The 17,861-nt window shown below is 35.2% G+C and carries 15 protein-coding genes and 1 pseudogene; 7 read left to right on the top strand and 9 right to left on the bottom strand.

Annotation, left to right across the window (positions count from 1 at the left end):
* Nucleotides 1-6 precede the first annotated feature (6 nt).
* Nucleotides 7-1,566: a flotillin family protein gene (locus AAIE21_RS19750; RefSeq protein ID WP_343268350.1), complete on the top strand. Its 1,560-nt coding sequence runs from the start codon at nucleotides 7-9 to the stop codon at nucleotides 1,564-1,566.
* 38 nt (nucleotides 1,567-1,604) lie between these two features.
* Here the strand turns inward: AAIE21_RS19750 and AAIE21_RS19745 are convergent, their stop codons facing one another.
* Nucleotides 1,605-2,399 carry an EcsC family protein gene (locus AAIE21_RS19745; protein WP_343268349.1) on the bottom strand — a complete coding sequence of 265 codons (795 nt, stop codon included), beginning with the start codon at nucleotides 2,397-2,399 and terminating at the stop codon, nucleotides 1,605-1,607.
* 173 nt (nucleotides 2,400-2,572) lie between these two features.
* On the opposite strand from AAIE21_RS19745, the gene AAIE21_RS19740 reads away from it, so the two are divergent.
* The gene (locus AAIE21_RS19740) at nucleotides 2,573-4,183 is read left to right on the top strand and encodes an ATP-binding protein (RefSeq protein ID WP_343268348.1); all 1,611 of its coding nucleotides are present in this window, start codon (nucleotides 2,573-2,575) and stop codon (nucleotides 4,181-4,183) included.
* Nucleotides 4,183-4,875, top strand: coding sequence for a response regulator (locus tag AAIE21_RS19735; protein ID WP_343268347.1), 693 nt, complete (start codon nucleotides 4,183-4,185; stop codon nucleotides 4,873-4,875). Before AAIE21_RS19740 ends, AAIE21_RS19735 begins: the two co-directional genes overlap by 1 nt.
* Nucleotides 4,876-4,935: 60 nt before the next feature.
* Here AAIE21_RS19735 and AAIE21_RS19730 read toward each other — a convergent pair whose 3' ends face one another.
* Nucleotides 4,936-6,045 (bottom strand): AbrB family transcriptional regulator, encoded by a 1,110-nt coding sequence (locus AAIE21_RS19730; RefSeq protein WP_343268346.1) that lies wholly within the window; start codon nucleotides 6,043-6,045, stop codon nucleotides 4,936-4,938.
* Between the two features lie 70 nt (nucleotides 6,046-6,115).
* On the bottom strand, nucleotides 6,116-7,420 hold the full coding sequence (locus tag AAIE21_RS19725) for a CitMHS family transporter (RefSeq protein WP_343268345.1): 1,305 nt from the start codon (nucleotides 7,418-7,420) through the stop codon (nucleotides 6,116-6,118).
* Nucleotides 7,421-7,674: 254 nt separating this feature from the next.
* On the opposite strand from AAIE21_RS19725, the gene AAIE21_RS19720 reads away from it, so the two are divergent.
* The 3 genes and pseudogenes from AAIE21_RS19720 (at nucleotide 7,675) to AAIE21_RS19710 (ending at nucleotide 9,865) form a co-directional block, all read left to right on the top strand.
* Entirely contained in the window at nucleotides 7,675-7,929 is a 255-nt protein-coding gene (locus AAIE21_RS19720) for a hypothetical protein (protein WP_343268344.1), read from the top strand.
* 187 nt (nucleotides 7,930-8,116) lie between these two features.
* Nucleotides 8,117-9,061 (top strand): alpha/beta hydrolase family protein, encoded by a 945-nt coding sequence (locus AAIE21_RS19715; RefSeq protein ID WP_343268343.1) that lies wholly within the window; start codon nucleotides 8,117-8,119, stop codon nucleotides 9,059-9,061.
* Nucleotides 9,034-9,865: pseudogene (locus tag AAIE21_RS19710) on the top strand (ankyrin repeat domain-containing protein). Before AAIE21_RS19715 ends, AAIE21_RS19710 begins: the two are co-directional and overlap by 28 nt.
* Before the next feature lie 49 nt (nucleotides 9,866-9,914).
* Here AAIE21_RS19710 and AAIE21_RS19705 read toward each other — a convergent pair.
* Genes AAIE21_RS19705 through AAIE21_RS19680 form a run of 6 tightly spaced genes read right to left on the bottom strand, consistent with a single transcriptional unit; the run spans nucleotide 9,915 to nucleotide 16,360 of the window.
* Nucleotides 9,915-11,060, bottom strand: coding sequence for a hypothetical protein (locus AAIE21_RS19705; protein WP_343268342.1), 1,146 nt, complete (start codon nucleotides 11,058-11,060; stop codon nucleotides 9,915-9,917).
* Nucleotides 11,057-12,394 carry a F390 synthetase-related protein gene (locus tag AAIE21_RS19700; protein ID WP_343268341.1) on the bottom strand — a complete coding sequence of 446 codons (1,338 nt, stop codon included), beginning with the start codon at nucleotides 12,392-12,394 and terminating at the stop codon, nucleotides 11,057-11,059. Before AAIE21_RS19700 ends, AAIE21_RS19705 begins: the two co-directional genes overlap by 4 nt.
* Entirely contained in the window at nucleotides 12,387-13,238 is an 852-nt protein-coding gene (locus tag AAIE21_RS19695) for an MBL fold metallo-hydrolase (RefSeq protein ID WP_343268340.1), read from the bottom strand. The genes AAIE21_RS19700 and AAIE21_RS19695 overlap by 8 nt, the downstream gene beginning before the upstream one ends.
* Nucleotides 13,235-14,221 carry an NAD-dependent epimerase/dehydratase family protein gene (locus tag AAIE21_RS19690; RefSeq protein ID WP_343268339.1) on the bottom strand — a complete coding sequence of 329 codons (987 nt, stop codon included), beginning with the start codon at nucleotides 14,219-14,221 and terminating at the stop codon, nucleotides 13,235-13,237. The genes AAIE21_RS19695 and AAIE21_RS19690 overlap by 4 nt, the downstream gene beginning before the upstream one ends.
* Nucleotides 14,218-15,381, bottom strand: coding sequence for an ATP-grasp domain-containing protein (locus tag AAIE21_RS19685; RefSeq protein WP_343268338.1), 1,164 nt, complete (start codon nucleotides 15,379-15,381; stop codon nucleotides 14,218-14,220). Before AAIE21_RS19685 ends, AAIE21_RS19690 begins: the two co-directional genes overlap by 4 nt.
* Nucleotides 15,371-16,360: a beta-ketoacyl-ACP synthase III gene (locus AAIE21_RS19680; RefSeq protein WP_343268337.1), complete on the bottom strand. Its 990-nt coding sequence runs from the start codon at nucleotides 16,358-16,360 to the stop codon at nucleotides 15,371-15,373. The genes AAIE21_RS19685 and AAIE21_RS19680 overlap by 11 nt, the downstream gene beginning before the upstream one ends.
* Before the next feature lie 308 nt (nucleotides 16,361-16,668).
* Between AAIE21_RS19680 and AAIE21_RS19675 the strand changes: the two genes are divergently transcribed.
* Nucleotides 16,669-17,376 carry a metallophosphoesterase family protein gene (locus tag AAIE21_RS19675; protein WP_343268336.1) on the top strand — a complete coding sequence of 236 codons (708 nt, stop codon included), beginning with the start codon at nucleotides 16,669-16,671 and terminating at the stop codon, nucleotides 17,374-17,376.
* The last annotated feature ends 485 nt before the right edge of the window (nucleotides 17,377-17,861 follow it).

Below are 17,861 nucleotides of genomic sequence, written 5' to 3'. Positions count from 1 at the left end.
ATTTGAATGATTCCATTAATTATCGGTGGTGTGCTACTAGCAATTTTACTTTTACTTATTTTGGTGTTTATTACAAAATACCGTACAGTTGGTCCAGATGAAGCATTAATTGTTACCGGGAACTGGCTTGGTGGCGGAAAGAACGTTGTTACAACAGATGATGGAAAGAAGATTAAAATTATTCGTGGCGGAGGTACTTTTGTAGTACCGATTATGCAACGAGCAGAACCTCTTAGTTTATTAAACTACAAGTTAGAAGTTGGAACACGTGATACGTATACAAAGCAAGGGGTACCGGTTACAGTAAATGGTGTTTCTATTATTAAAGTAGGCTCAACAATTGAAGAAGTATCTACAGCGGCTGAACAATATTTAGGAAAAGAAACCGAAGAGTTAAAAGTAGAAGCGAAAGAAGTATTAGAAGGTCATTTACGTGCTATTTTATCTTCAATGACTGTAGAAGATGCTTATAGTAATAGAGAGCAATTTGCTCAAAAAGTACATGAAGTTGCTTCAACTGATTTGAAAAAAATGGGTCTTCGAATTGTTTCGTTTACTATTAAAGAAATTATGGACAAAAATGGTTATTTGGATGCACTTGGTCAACCGCAAATTGCAACGGTAAAGCGTGATGCAACAATTGCAAATGCAGAGCGTGAAAAAGAGGCACGTATTGAAAAGGCACGTGCGGAAAAAGAAGCAAAAGAGGCTGAATATCAACGTGATGCACAAATTGCGGAAGCTGAAAAGCATAAAGAATTAAAAGTGCAAGCCTATAAGAGAGAGCAAGAGCAAGCTCGTGCGGATGCTGACCTTTCTTATGAATTACAACAAGCAAAAGCGCAACAAGGTGTTACAGAAGAACAAATGCGTGTTAAAATCATTGAGCGTGAAAAGCAAATTGAATTAGAAGAAAAAGAAATTGCACGCCGTGAAAAACAATATGATGCAGAAGTAAAGAAAAAAGCAGATGCAGATCGTTATGCAGTTGAACAATCAGCGGAAGCGGAAAAAGTAAAACAAATTAAAAAAGCAGATGCAGAACAATATAAAATTGAAGCAGAAGCAAGAGCGCGTGCAGAAGAAGTGCGTGTAGAAGGTTTAGCGAAAGCCGAAATTGAAAAAGCACAAGGTCAAGCAAAAGCGGAAGTTGAAAAGGCCCAAGGTACAGCGGAAGCGGATGTTATCAGGTTAAAAGGTTTAGCGGAAGCAGAAGCAAAACAAAAAATTGCAGAAGCATTTGAATTATATGGTCAAGCGGCAATTATGGATATGGTTCTTAAAATGCTTCCAAGCTACGCAAAAGAAATTGCAAGCCCACTTAGCAACATTGATAAAATTACTGTTGTGGATACAGGCGGCGGTGGAAAAAACAGCGGCGCCGGAAAAGTTGCAGGTTATGCGACTGACTTAATGGCAACGATGCAAGAAACATTGAAAGCCTCTTCTGGCATTGACTTGAAGGAACTATTAGAAGGATTTGCTGGAAAAGGTGCGGTACAGCAAGCGGTGAGTGAGAAGCCTGTTGTGCAGGTAGTGGAAGAAAACGATAAAAGTGAAAAGTAACGAAGGAAGGCCCCTAGTAGTAGGGGCCTTTTGACATGCTATTTAGAATTGTATTCCATTTCCTCTATCCTATCTAACACCCTTCTTTTCTTATAAAGCATCTTACCTACCTCAGCAATTTCCTCAATTGTTTTTCGATTTAAATAAGCACCGAAGATCATTCCAGCAACAGGAATGATTTGAAATAGCTTTTTCCAACCGTAATTGTCACGATACACAGTAAACACTTCTCGCCATGATTTAATTTGCGACATGCTGTCATCATGATTGATACGAGCATCAAAATGTTTTAATTCATGAAGAATTGTCTGTTTCCCTACAATATCAGATGAAGAGAATTGCAAGCATTTTACGATAAATAACCTTTCTTGCATATCTTCAGGATTATAACCGTAGCAAATTGCAATTTCTTGCAAAACGTTTAGTGACATACTTAAAACAGCCGGAATATCAATTGCTAGGGTGAAAATACCGCCAAATCCAGTTGTGGCTCCTTGGGCAGTTGCGACAGATTTTCTATTTTCGATGATTTTATCAACGATTGTATCCATCTCACTTAAAGGGAATTTTTGAACATCTGTTAAGGAAGCTGCGTTTTCAAATTTCTTTAGCGTTGTTTGGGGACGAATTAAATATTTACTTCCAGAATTGAGATATTGAATGAGCTCATCTAGTAAAATATTAATTTTTTTATGGATAAACTTTGGTGTTAGCTTATCAAGAATAGCAAATGGAATTTTCCCCCACTTTTCAAAGAACCAAAGATCTTCCTGATCTCTCTCCCATTTTTCAATTATTGCAATTTCTTTTAATAAAAGCTCTTTTGACTCCATTTTTTTACCCTACTTTCGTATAGACATATATGTTTATTTTACTTAACAGTTTTTAAATAATAAACAAAATTTAGTATATTTAGTTATAATGGATACATCATTTAAAAAAGATAATAGGTAAATTCTTTTTTCATTTATGCTTCACAAAGTAATATGCAATGAAAGTTAGGGGAATGATTTTGAAGTTAAAAAAATTAAAACTACAGCCAAGAATTACATTGACGATTGGTACACTTATTTTCTTTGTTATTGTTTTGACGAGCTTTCTTTTTTATTATATCGTATCTAAAACGGTGGAAGATCAAATTGGTAAAAGGGCATTACATGTTGCTAAAACAGTCGCTGTCATACCTGAAGTTCAAGAAGCGTTTCAGAAGGAAAATCCATCTGCTATTATTCAGCCAATTGTTGAGAAAATACGGATAGAAACAGATGCTGATTTTATCGTAGTGGGAAATAAAGATGGAATTCGTTATGCACATCCTTTGCGTGAGAAAATCGGAAAAGAAATGGTTGGTGGGGATAACGAAGGGGTTTTAACGGATGGAAAATCATATATTTCACAGGCAACTGGGACATTAGGACCTTCTTTACGCGGGAAAGTGCCAATTCGTGATCAGACTAATCGTATTATCGGGGTTGTATCTGTTGGTTTTTCTATGGAGGATATTCATGAGGTGGCAGAAGCATACGGTAAGAGAGTATTTTGGATTGCTCTTGTTGGATTGATAATTGGGATATTTGGTTCTATATATTTAGCACGTAGTATAAAAAAAATAATGTTTGGCTTTGAACCAGAAGAGATTTCCTCTTTATATGAAGAGCATAGTGCTGTCATTCAATCTGTACGGGAAGGAATTATGGTGATAGATAAAGAAGGGTGCATTCGTTTAGTTAATCAGGCAGCGTATGAAATTCTTTCTCTTGAAAAACAGCAGACTATCATTGGGGACTCTATTTTGAAAATTATTCCGAACTCATCAATACTAGAAGTGCTCCGAACTGGAGAAGAGCAATTTGATCGCCATTTAGATATAAAGGGACGGGCTGTTATTGTAAATCGATTGCCTATTAAGGTAAACAATGTGGTAATTGGAGTCGTTTCTAGTTTTCGTTTAAAGTCAGAGATGGATGAATTAACGGAAGAACTATCTCAAGCGAAGCGTTATACAGAGGCGCTTCGAGCGCAGACACATGAGTATAACAATTTATTGTATACGCTTTCAGGTCTTATCCAATTAGAGTCATATGATGAAGCGCTAGAGCTCATTCATAAAGAGACTGCTGTATATCAAGATTTTGTTCAATTTATTATAAAGCGTATACACAATCCGTGGTTAGGTGGAATTTTAATAGGATTTTATAATCGCGCTAGGGAATTGAAAATTGATTTTATTTTAGATCGCGAGAGTAGCTTACAAAGTTTAGGCGCTCATATTGATAGTAATCACGTTGTTTCTATTTTAGGGAATTTAATCACCAATGCGTTTGAAGCAGTTGAATATAAAAAGGGGTATGAAAAGCAAGTTAGAATGTTTGTAACAGATATGGGAGAGGAAATTGTCATTGAAGTTGAAGATTCGGGACTTGGGATTGATGATGAGGTAATTACATATATATTTGACAGAGGCTTTTCGACAAAAGAAGGAGAAAAGCGAGGTTATGGATTAGCGAAGGTAAGAGAGTTAGTTGAAGATTTAAATGGGAGTATTGCGCTAGAAAAAGGGGAGCTAGGTGGTGCACTGTTTATAATTGCATTGCCAAAGGAAAGAGGCGAATTGTAATGAATGAGGGGATTGAAGTACTAATTGTAGAAGATGATATTCGGATTGCAGAGATTCATCGTCGGTTTACTGAAAAAGTAGGGGGATTCAAGGTAATTGGGACTGCAACAACAGGAGAACAAGCGAAAGAGTGGTTAGATCTTGTCTCGCCACAGCTTGTTTTATTGGATGTTTATTTACCTGATATGCAAGGGACGGAACTTGTGACGTATATTCGGCGTAACTTACATGATACGGATATCATTATGATTACAGCGGCATCAGAAGTCGAAGTTGTCCGTCATGCACTTCGAGGAGGAGTATCGGATTACATCGTAAAACCGCTTATGTACGATCGCTTTAAAAAGAGTTTAGAAAACTACCGAGAGAAAATACAGCAACTACAGAAAAGGAAACAGTTATCATCAGAAGAAATTGAAAGTTTGTGGTTTAAGGAACGGTTGGAAAATAATCAAAGCAGATATGCTCCAAAAGGTATTGATCCTTTAACATTATCAAAAATAAAAAAATGTGTCTCTAAAGTAGGTCATGAAGGAATTACAGCAGAAATGTTGAGTTTGGAAGCAGGGATAAGTCGATCAACAGCAAGGCGTTATTTAGAATATTTGATTTCTGAAAAGAGGATTTATGCGGAACTTATATATGGGAATGTGGGAAGACCAGAGCGAAGATATTTTCTAGTTTCTTCATAATTATGAGGTAGAAAAAAGTAGAGGTTCTTATAGCCTCTACTTTTTTGTTCGAAGAAGTCGTTATCCTGTTTTATGAACATTAGATTTTTTGCCATGCAAATATCCATAAAGGAATTTAAAGAAAATAGGAAGCAATCCAAGAATGGTAAGAACGCGTATTACTTGAACTGTGACTACAAATGTAGCATCTGTTTGTAAAATGATAGCGGTTGTTGTCATTTCTGCAATTCCGCCAGGTGCAAGAGCTAGTATAGAAGTAACTAGTGGAATATTTGTGACGGAAGAAACAAAGAATGCACACGATATAGAGATTCCAATCAGGCCGATAGAACTAAATAATCCTAGTATGATTGTTTGTTTTACACCAATAAACATTTCTTTATTAAAACGACATCCAATGCTAGTTGCAATGAAAATTTGAGCTAAAACCATAATCCATTGTGGCCACCAGGCTGTCGGACTATTACTAACATAGTGTGTAGATAAAGCTTGTATGAGTGCAACGCTTATCATGCTTCCGACAAGCCAAGGGGAAGGAAGTTTTAAAACTTTTCCGATTCGATAACCAATCCAAGCGATAAAAATTAAAAAGATTGTCCAAAATGGAGAGCTGGTAGGGGCGTTTTTTAGGTGAGATACAATTGGATTATGGGGAATCCAATAGACAGAAAGAAGTGGAATTGTACCAAGCACCAAAAAGACGCGAATTGTTTGAACAATACTAACTATTGCGGTATTCGCACCTATTTCTGAGGCGAGTGTAGGCATAACAGATAACCCGCCAGGAGTGGCGCTAAATAGGCTCGTAAATAAATCTACTTTCCCGAAACGCCATAAAATCAAACCAGAACATAAAGCAAGAGCAATGGAGCCAATAATCATCATAATAATGATTAGCCAGTGCTGTTGAAACGTAAAAAGAATATCAGTTGTTAATTTTTGTCCTAATTCAATACCAATGATACATTGACCAATATGTTGAAAGGAAAGAAGGACTTTTTCTTGTTGTGGCTGTTCTTCTAATCTTTGCATCCAGAATGGTTTGAAGTAAGCAAGAAAACCTGTAATACTTAGGGAACCAAGTAACCAACCAATCGACAAACCAGTTAAAGAAAGTATGTAACCACCTAGGCTTGCGAATATCAATAATAAAAGATTGGATAATATCATATTGTAGCCTTCTTTCTTATTTGTATTGACTGAAAAAACGAAACTCCTTTCAAAGAAGTTTCGTTACGGATTATATCGGAATGATGCCAGTAATAATACCAACAAGTAACATGACCAGTGTTGTTCCAACTGCCCATAGTAATGTAAAGCGTTGATGTTCACCGAAATCAACTTTGGCCATTCCGACTAATAAATAAGTGGAAGCGACGAGAGGGCTTAGTAAGTGAACGGGTTGTCCGAGTAACGAAGCGCGTCCCATTTCAGCTGCACTAATTCCGTAAGTAGCGGCTGCTTTTGTCAAAATAGGTAATACACCGAAGTAAAAGGCATCATTGGACATGAAAAATGTGAACGGCATACTTAGAAGAGCTGTAATAATTGGAAGTTGCGGTCCGAGTGCATCTGGTATGAGAGTAACTACACTTTGAGCCATCGCATCTACCATCTTTGTTCCAGATAGAATACCTGTGAAAACTCCAGCAGCGAATACGAGAGAAACAACTGCTAATACATTTCCAGCGTGAGAAGCAATACGTTCTTTCTGTTGTTCTAAGTTTGGATAGTTGATCATAACGGCAATAGCAAAAGCGACTGTAAATAAAACTGGTAACGGCATAACTTCTAGTATGAGACAAACGAGTAAGGCAGCTGTTAATAAAAAGTTAATCCAGAGTAGTTTAGGGCGTTTATGTGATACAGCTTCGACTGTTGCAGCTTGCTCATCCATTGTTTGCATTTTCTTTAAATATTGTACATCCATAATTCCTAAACGTTTTCTTTCTTTTTTTCCGAGATAGTAAGCAACAAAAATAACCCAAATTGCACCAGCAATCATTCCTGGAATAAGTGGTGTGAAGAGTTCGGATGCATCAAGTCCAAGTGCACTCATAACTCGAGCGGTTGGCCCACCCCAAGGTGTAAGGTTTGTCACTCCTGCTCCTAACATAACAACCCCAGCTAATATAAGTGGATTCATTCCAAGGCGTTTATAAAGTGGATACATTGCAGAAACTGTAATCATATATGTTGTTGTACCATCACCATCTAAAGAAACGATAATAGTTAGAATAGCTGTACCGACAACAATTTTTAAAGGATCGCCTTTTACAAATTTCAAGATTTTACTAATGACAGGGTCGAATAAACCACTATCAATCATGATTCCGAAATATAAAATTGCAAACATAAGCATAATACCAGTAGGTGCTAATTTCGTAATTCCATCTAGCATCATAGGTCCCATATTTGCGTAAAATCCCCCAATTAATGCAAATGTAATAGGAATTAATATTAATGCAACTAATGCTGACATACGTTTTGTCATAATTAAAAACATAAAGACAAAGACCATTGCAAATCCGAGTATCGCTAACATGTAATCTCCCCCTCAAAAAATGATTACGCTTTCAAATTGTGCTGAAAATTCAGAAAAACTTTTTTGTTTATCATAAAGGATGAAATATGGATGGTAAATAATTAGAGAAATAACGTTATTAAACGCATAATTGTCATTTTGTTCATTTTGTTCATGAATTTTATTTTGAATTTTTAAAAACATAATGTGTTTACTACAGGAGTGGTAGAATAGATGAGAAAATAGAGAAGCGTGAAGTAGGGAGTAGATTTTGAATGCAAGCGATGATTGAAGAGATTTATAGTTCATATAACGGGAGAATAGAAGAGATTTTCGTTGATGAATCATCTTACGTATATGAATGGGAAAAATTAATGACGATTCGAAAAAATGATGGAACACTGGAGAAAGTAGCAGTGGGAATTAGTGGCCATATACAATCTGTAAATATAGAAACTGGTCAGGAAATCGATGTGGATACATTGTTACTTAAGTTAGAAGATGATTTGCTCATTACTGGCTGTGAATAAGATGAAGATGTGTAGAAATTGCTACACATCTTTTTTTAATTAGTAATAGTTCTCATATATAATGCAAACAGCTGTTTACATTATATACTTGTTCTCATCTTTGATAATATAGGCATAGGATATATTAGGAAAGAAGAACGATTTTAACTATATATTATTCTTGAAAAACAGTGAGGGGAGAATAAACATGGGGAAAGAATTGTTTGTGACGATGGAATGTGCGTATACACTTCAAGGAACTTTAACACTCCCTACATATTATTCTGAATCGTATCCAGCTATTGTAATCATTGGTGGTACTGGAAAAGGGAATCGTGATGGAAATACAAGTCGTTTACAGTTAAACTTATATAAAGAATTAGCGGGTTATTTTACCTCTCTAGGATTTGCAGTACTTCGTTATGATAAGCGTGGTACTCATAAAAGTAAGGGGGATTATTATAAATCAGGGGTGACAGACTTTATTGATGATGCTGTTTTATGGATTAGATTTTTAAAGGATCATCCACAAATAGACCCAAAACGTGTTATTATTGCCGGACATAGTGAGGGAGCTTTACTTGCACCAGCTGTCTATGTAAGAGAGTCAGCTGCGGGATTAGTATTACTTGCTGGTGCAGCAGAATCATCTAAATTACTCTTGGAAAGACAAATAGATAAAGTTGTCAACGAGTTAGAAAATGAATCAGGATTCACGGGTTGGTTATCTAAAATGTTGAAGATTCCACAACGGATGAAAAAGCAGAATGAAGCACTTACGAAAAAGGTGCAAGATTCAACAGAAGCTGTTATATGGATAAAAGGGACAAAAGTGAATGCAAAATGGTTAAGAGAACAGTTACAATATAATGTAGTTACATATTTAGAGCAAGTATCATGTCCTGTTTTAGCAATTACGGGAGACAGGGATATACAAGTGCCGCCTGAGCATGCTAAACTGATTGCTTCATATGTTAATGGTGAAGCAGAATGGCATATCATTCCAAACATGAACCATATTTTAAGAAATTATGACCATAAGCATACAATGATTCGATTAATGAAGGAATATAAGGGGCTTATGGATAAATGTATTGAAGAAGAGTTGTTACATGTGATGAAGGGATGGTTAAAAAAACATTATCTTTCATAGGAGCTGTAAGTTGTGAGGAAACAAAGGTTTTTATTATTTGTGTTGTTAGGGCTTTTCATTATGATAGTAGCTTGTGAGAAGCAAGAAGAGGTTGAATCTAAGCCGGTTCAAGTTAAAAATGAAAAAAAACAAGAGAAGACACATAAAGAGGAAGAAGAGAACAAAGAGAAGAAGAGTATGAATTTAATGGATAAGCAATTATTACTTTCTGCGACAATTGGTGATACAGAAACAGCTATGAAATTAATAAAAGATGGGGCTAACATAAATGTAGCAGGGGATAAAGGGGAAACACCTGTAATGGCGGCGACGTATCATAATCATGTTGAGACAGTGAAGGCATTGATTGATGCAGGTGCAGACATCGAATTGCAAGATGAAAATAAAGAAAATCCGTTTCTTTATGCGAGCAAAGAGGGTTATGTTGATATTGTGAAACTAACAATTGATGCAGGAACGAACATTAGAGAAATAAATCGTCACGGTGGAACAGCGCTCATTCCAGCGGCTGAAAGAGGGCATGTGGAAGTTGTAAAAGAATTAGTGGGTCGTACTGATATTGATGTGAATTATAGAAATGACCTTGGTTGGACAGCATTACTAGAAGCAATTGCTCTTGGAAATGGCAGTGAAAATCATAAACAAACTGTTCAGTTACTCATTGACCATGGTGCAGATGTAAATATGGCAGATCGAGACGGCGTTACTCCACTAGAGCATGCGGAAAAACGAGGTTTTAAAGAAATCGCAAATATGTTAAGGCTAGCAGGAGCAAATGAAATTATCAAACAAGCTACAGAATAATGTAGGGTATGGAAAAAGAGATAAGAGGGAATCTTATCTCTTTTTTTGTTTAAAACCGATATTTTTTTGCCATCGGTTCTATACAAGTATTTAATATCCAACCTAAGATTTTCCAGACTCTTTGCTGATTACGTGGCAAATGAGCATTATATATATAGCTGTATTCAATCTGCTGTTGTGCACCACGATTTCGTTTGAATTCGCCAGCTCCAGCACTACAATGACAAATTAAATTTTTTTCGATAGAATCGATCGTAATAAGGAAAGAGAGAATACGATATAAACCTTGTTGCTGATCGGAGTTTGTATCATAGCCAAGTATAGGAGTTGTCATAACTCCATCTCTAATAAAATAAGCAATGACACCATCAATCTTCCCCTCTTTTTTTATAACTTTCATCTCAAATAAATGATGCTGAAGTGCATTCCAAAAATAAGCTGGTGTAAACATTGGATTATGGTCGGAATATTTCTCGATATATAGTTGATTGTATAACTCGGAAATCTGTAAAATATCCTCTTTTGTTAACTCCTCATTCGTAATTATTTCATAATTACTTTTCTTTAATAAACTTTTATCATTTAATAAGTCTTTTCGTGCTTTTCGGTTCATTTTTTTATAGTCTTTGGGATTAAATAAATATACAGAACGAGACATAATTTTGTTGTAACCTACAGTAGACAATGCTTGTGTAATTGTAGGGTATAATTCGCTATTTAAAGAACGGAATAGAATGGTATGCTCTGGAAATTTCTCAATAAGTAAATTCGTAACCTGTTCGATTTGTTGTTTATTGATAGAATGATAAAGGTTTGTTGATAGCATCCAATTATTCACTACAATTACTTTATTAATATTCGTTCGGCGTAGCCAGCTTCCGATAAGATGAATCGGATAGGTTAGTAATTTCTCTAACCAGGGCTTCTTTAACTCCCATAACTCTTCTAGTGCATAGGATATGTAATGTGTATAAGGAGAACATACATATGAATTTTCAAATCCCTCGTTATTAACAGTAACTGGTAAGATAAGATCATCAATTTCTAAGAGAAATAGCTGCGTGTTAACATTTTCAATAAATGCTGTAACGCCATTTTGAAAGAGCGGCAGGAAGCTGTCTCTTACATATGCTCCATCTCGTTTTGTAGCCCAGTCGATGCTGTGCAAGGAATGAATATCATGTAACTTAATCATAGACTCTCACCATGCTTTATAAGGCTTTCTATTCTTTTTAATTTTTTATCATATAATTGAATATCATAATGTGAAAAGAGAAACTGTGGTACAACACATTTTTTTGTGGACCATAGTGTACGTAACTCTTGTATCACATTTGATTTACATGATTTGAAATGTTCAGGAGGTATTTTTAGTTTAATCTCAATTTTGTCTGTGCTGTGCTGAATCACTTTAAATTCTTGAATTTCATTAGATGCAAACATAATTGCTCTTCGAATGAAATCAGGAAAAATAGATATTTCACTCTTATCCAATTCATTTATCCCAGTAAATATATCATCGCATCGACCATCAATTCGTTCTAAAGCTAAGAAAGGAGAACCGCAGGCACACGCTGTTTTTTTCTCAATTAATATGTCATTGAGGCGGTAGCGGATTATAGGTTGTGTCTTCCTCATGAAATCAGTAATAATGGGAACGAATATCCCATTTTCCTGATCTAAGTATTCTTTTTCAATATGAACGAGATCTTCATTGATGTGTAATGTACCGTGTTTACATGTTGTCGCAAGAAAGCCTTCTGTACATTGGTAAACTTGGTGTACTGTCTGTTGAAAAATTGTACTGATAAACTCTCTATCAATATCTTCAAGTACTTCTGCTACAGAGATGATTTTTTTGGGACAAATCGTAATAAGTCCTTCTTGTTGCCAATGAGCGATTTTTCGCAACATAGAAGGAGGTGCAATTAAAATAGATGGATTTACTTTATTTAGTCGAGCGATATGTTGATGAAACGAATCTAGTAAATCAAAAAAATGAAACGAAATTCGCTTATTATTTGTCGCTTCATATAAATTGCTGTTCGCTCGTAAGAAAAAAGCGATAGTGTGTTTATGTAGAATGCTAGAAGGAAGGACTTTACCGATAATAGAACCGGCCCACATCGTTTGTTCTTCCTCAGAAACGAGAAAAACTCCACGATTTCCACTAGTGCCTGATGACAGCCCAACAGTTATATTACGAATAGTTGGAGAAAAATTTCGGGTCTTTTCCGCTTCAAATGCTACATGAAAGGCTTCTTTCTTTGAAATATTAACTGTATTTAATGTATCAAAGTGTTCCATCATTACTTCTTTGTCAATGATGGGGAGTGCAGCTAAATTTCCCTTTTCGATTTCTTTTAAAAAAGGTGTATATAATTGACGATAGAAAGGAGACTGATCTATAGCAAACAACAGTTGTTTTGTTATATTTTGCTTATGAAATTGTTCTAGTTGCTGGTGATTTGAAAATTGTAAGCGATATTTTGTTTTCAAATATTGCTGGAGAATCCGTAATTTATTCATAGTACACCCCTGCTTTAATTTGATTCCATGTGCGTTCGCAATGAGTTGGGAGGATTTCGATTTTAGGTGATATTTGCGATAAATGATGTAATTTTTCAATGTTGAGACGATAAGATTTTGCATCCCCAGTTAAAAGATTGGCAATCTTACTTGGAAATACAAGGTTTTCATACGTTTTACTTAGCCACACTGCATCTGCGCAAAGAAAAATAATTTTATTACTATGTAAATGGACGAATACACCAAATTGTCCAATTGCATGTCCCGTTAAATCAACAGCTAGTAATGAACCATCACCAAATACATCATATCCCTCTTCAAACTTTCCATATGTAGGAGATAAGCTAAGTGATGGAGTTTGATCAATAAATGTCATCCGTTGTTCTAAATCAATTGGTAATGTATCTTTTAAGCAACCTTTTAATAGGGCACCAAATTTACTTCTCTTTTTTATATCTTCATAAGCTTTCGCGAAGGTTAGTATTTTTGCTTTCGGAAAGTCAGGTAGCCCTGCTGTATGGTCACCATGAAAATGAGAAAGAATAATATACTTGATCTCTTCTGGTTGAATACCATCAAGAAGTAGTTGCTGTTTAATAGATTGCTCTTCTGTAAAGTGAACAGGAGTAAGTTTAGCATATACAGAGTAAGGAAATTTTCTTGTTGCTTCTATAAAATGCTGGGCATACCCAGTATCAAACAAAATATAACCTAAGCTTGGATGTTGAAGTAATCCCACTGTAGCTGGAAAGGAAATTTGTTTCCAACTACCCTTGGAATATGCAACTTTCTCAGGGTGTGTACAATATCCTGTATCGTATAGCTTTAAAGATTTGATTTTCATTGTGTTTTCCACCATTCTACAAATTTTGTGATTCCTTCTTCTATGCTGATATTCGGAGCATAGCCTAGTTCTTTTTGAGCTTTATCAATGCTTAAAGTCTGACTTTTTGAAAGTACACTAACTGTATATTTTGTGAGAATAGGTTCTTTTCCAAGTAAAATGGTTTTTGAAATACCTTCTAGTATAGCGGCAATTGTAAAAGCGGCTTTGTAGGAAATCTTTTTATATTGAACCTCTTTACCAAGGCGTTTCATCACATTCTCAATTACTTCATATAAATTTACACGTTCACCATTTGTTATATTGTATTTTTGGCCTAATGTATGTTTAGGTGAATGCATACAAAGAAGTAAGGCATCTACAACATTATCGATATAGGTAATATCGACGAGTACATCTTCTGTACCGATTCTTGGTAGAGCGCCTTTTTCACATACTTTAATAAGGCGCGGGAGAATGGCGTTATCTCCTGGACCAAATAAAGCACGTGGGCGTATCGTGATAACAGGTAAACCATGATTGAATGCTTGATCAATAGATTGCTCAGCTAAGTACTTTGTTTTCGCATAATGGTTTACAAATGTATCAGGAAGTTTCGCATTTTCTACTACATCTTGTCGCTCATCATAATAGAAATAAATACTCGGTGTTGATACATGGATAAGGCGTTTTATGCCAGACTTTTGACTTCCTTCGATAATATGCTTTGTTCCTAACACATTCGCATTGTAAAAATCTTTATATTTGCCCCAAGGAGAAGAAAGGGCGCCGCTATGAAAGATATAATCTTTATCTTTACAAACTTGTAGAACACGATGTCTATCTTCAAGAGGACAATGTACAAATTCAATGCCATTTTGTTCTAATAATTTGCCGATTGTTTTATTTCTCCCGGTTGCTGTTACTTCATAGCCCATATTCATTAATCGAAAAGCAAGTTTTTGTCCTAGAAAACCAGTTCCACCAGTTACTAGCATTTTCATAAGTTTTCACCATCCCATGATATGTCATATGTTGTTTGCTCCAAAATAGTCCGTTCATGTTTATAGCTTTCACACCATAATTTATACATGCTATAAAACTGATAAAAAAATGGTTTCCAATCAGAGTGACTATAAATGATATCTGGATAGGAACATAGAACTTTCAGCCATCGCTTACCTGTTTGTTTGCTTTTTAAGTAAGGAGGTCCATATAAAAGCATTGCTAATCGAATTGCACATTGGGAGTTGTGCTTAGGAATGCGTATATTGTTCACCTTTTTAGCAAAAAAAGCGGATACTACTTCTTCGTCGAATAAATGTAATCCACTTGTGGTACGTGGATTACATTCAATCGGAATGAGATTTCCATCTTCTGTAATGATAAAATCAAAGGCGATTTGCCCAGAGAAATTGAGTTCCTTTACGATATGTTCAACAAATTGGTCAATTTTTGGATGGTTAATATGCTCGAAAGCAATAGTAGCACCTAAACCCGCCGTGAATTCCGTTTTGTAAACAGAGTGAGCTAATACCTTCCCAGATTGTACAATACTGTAGGAGCAATGCTGCGTTCCTTTTATAAACTCTTGCATAATATAATTTTGCTTGTCCATCGTGATGCCTTTTTCAATATCTTCTTTTGTAATAAACGCTACTTTGTCAGAAAAACGAGAGAAAATAGGTTTTAACACAAAAGGAGTGGCGGGTGATGTTTGCTGAATCATTTCCTGTATGATTTGTTCGTTATTTGTTCTATATGTTGCAGGAACTTGCCAACCTAATTTCGTTACTAACTGAATAAATTCCCACTTATTATGAAGTAATGCAAGTTTTTGAAATTCGTCTACAAATATATGACAAAATCGGCTTAATTTCTCTTTATGTCTGGATATATAAAATATTTCTTCACAAGTAGGAATAAGTAAATCTACATCATGACTTTGAATAATTAATTGTAGTGCAGAGATACATTCATCTGTTTTCCATTTTGGAGAAGGAATTTCATAAAAATAATCAGTGCTCGTTGAAACTTTGCTTAATGGATAAGGAATACTATCTGCAATAATGACGGTATGTCCGTTTTTCTTAAGCAGCCTGCATAAATGTAATGCTGCTGGTGCGCGTGCGCCAGTAATTAATACTATTTTCTTAGTACTCAAGGAGAATGCCTCCGATAGAAAGCCCAGCAGAAGTACCTAGTAATAATATTTTATCTCCGCGTTGTACTTTCTTTTGTTTAATTGCTTCGAAAAGAGCGACCGGAATGGATGCAGAAATCATATTCCCATAGTCTTCAAAAATAGTCATAAAGCGATCCTCATCGACACCTAGCTTTTTACGAATTAGTTTCATAGCTGGTCCACTTGCTTGGTGTGGAACAACTAAATTGATATCATTTAACGAATAACCTGTATGCATAAGTAGTTTTTCGATAAAATCTAACATATATTTAGAGGACAATTTGAAAATAGCCCTGCCATTCATATCGAATAAGAAATCCTCTTTTCGTTCTTCGCTATATTCTCTAGGATGAATCATCGTTCCCCCGCCGCGAATTTCCGATAGATGTGCGCCAGAGCTATACGTTTCCATATGAGAAGCTATAATGGAAGAAGTGTGATCACTTTTGGTTACAACAACGGCCGCTGCGCCATCTCCGAATAAAATGCTGCTTTCATTTTGTCCCCAATTTAATCCTACAGAAGAAATTTCAGAAGAAATGATAACCACATTTTTGTATCTTCCGCATTCAATTGCGTAAGAAATTGTATCAAGTGCTGTTACGAAACTTAAGCATGTTGAGTTAATATCAAAACATGGAATACCAGAATGCTGTAGTCCAAGTTGTTCTTGAATAAGTGATGCAGTAGAAGGAATTGCTTGCTGAATTGTTCCGCTTCCGCAGATGATACAATCGATATCTTTCCATGTTAACTTAGCATCTGCTACAGCTTTTTTCGCAGCTTCAGCTCCCATATAAGAAGAAGTTTCATCATCGACAAAGTATCGCGTTTTCACTCCAGCTTTTTTTAAAGTCCAGCCTTCAGAGACACCTAACATACGATCTATTTCAAAAGAATCTACTTTTCGTTTGGGAACATATACACCAATGCCTTTTATTTTAATATATCTTTTCATCCCATATCGCCTCTTAATCTTTTATAAATTTATAAAATTCTATCATATATATATTATTATAGAAAAAATATGGAAAAAAGTATTTTTGTGAAATTTATTATTTTTATAAATTATTTCTATTTCATTTGTATCGTTGTAAAAAAGACAGTACTAAATTTATCACGCTATTTGAGGGCTAATAATCAGTGGAGGATGAGGAAAACACCAGTTGATTTATTTTTTGAATGGGGTTTCGGGATGGGAATCTGAAAATTTAGATATCGTGAGTTATAATATGGAGTAAATCACTCTAGAAAGAAGGAAAATAGATGAAGCGAATTCTTGTGATAAGTGATATTCATGGAGAAATAGAAAAATTTGAAAAGCTGTTAGTAGAGACACAATACAATGCGAAACAGGACCAGTTAATTTTACTAGGTGATTACGTTGATCGTGGTTCAAATGCAAAGGCCGTAATTGAAAAAGTGATGCAATTAAAGGAAGAAGGTGCTTTTGTTTTAAAAGGGAATCATGAAGATATGATGATAAAGGCATTAACGACCAATGAGGAAAAATCATGGAATCATTGGGTGAAGAGAAATGGCGGGAATAAAACATTATATAGCTATGATTTTTCAGAGAGTGATATTGCTGTAAATAAAGAAGATTTTGAAAAACCAGTTTTAAAGTCTGATATATTAGAAAATCATTTAAAGTTTATACAAGAACTAGATCATTATATCGAAACAGAAGATTACATATTTGTTCACGCAGGTGTAGAACCAACAAAACCAGTTGCTGAATCTGAGCCATACACGTTAATGTGGATACGGAATGAGTTTCATAATGGATATAATGGTGAAAAAACTGTTGTTTTTGGGCATACAGAAACAAAAACACTCCATGGCGACGAGGAGAATTGTAATGTGTATTTTGGGAGTAATCGAATTATCGGAATCGATGGGGGAGCCGTATATGGTGGGCAGTTAAATTGCTTAGAATTACCCAGTCAACACGTATATGTAGTGAAAGAATAGTATAAAAAGAGATAAGGGATCAAAATAAAGATTAAACCTTATCTCTTTTTATATGTCTATATACCTTATTATAATATTTTCTCGTTTCATTATCGATTTAACTCCATTTCAACTTGTTTTCCGTTTACGAAAACTTCTACCACCGCTACTATAACTTCAATCATTTTTTGCATCTCTTATCTCTCCTTTGTTGTTGCTTCATTTCTTACTTTAAGTATAGCGGGATGCAAGTCTTGTAACTATCGAATTAGGTGACGTGAGGATTACAGTGTTGTAAGATACAAATTCTTCACTTTTGAAACTTCTTTTTGTTAAGGGAAAGTTAAGAAATTGATTTCATAATAAAGCCTATATGCAGAACGTTAGATAGAGAAACGAGTAAGAAAGTTATTAAGGCTATGAGAAGTGGGTATACAATAATTTAAAGTATGTATGATTTAAAGGTATTGAAGTAAGCAAGTCGAATTGTTCGGATACAAGACGGG

Origin of the sequence: Paenibacillus sp. 102 (assembly GCF_039549175.1) — a bacterium.
In the GTDB taxonomy this organism is placed as follows: Bacteria; Bacillota; Bacilli; order Bacillales; family Bacillaceae_G; genus Bacillus_A.
This window is presented reverse-complemented; position numbering and strand designations above follow the sequence as displayed.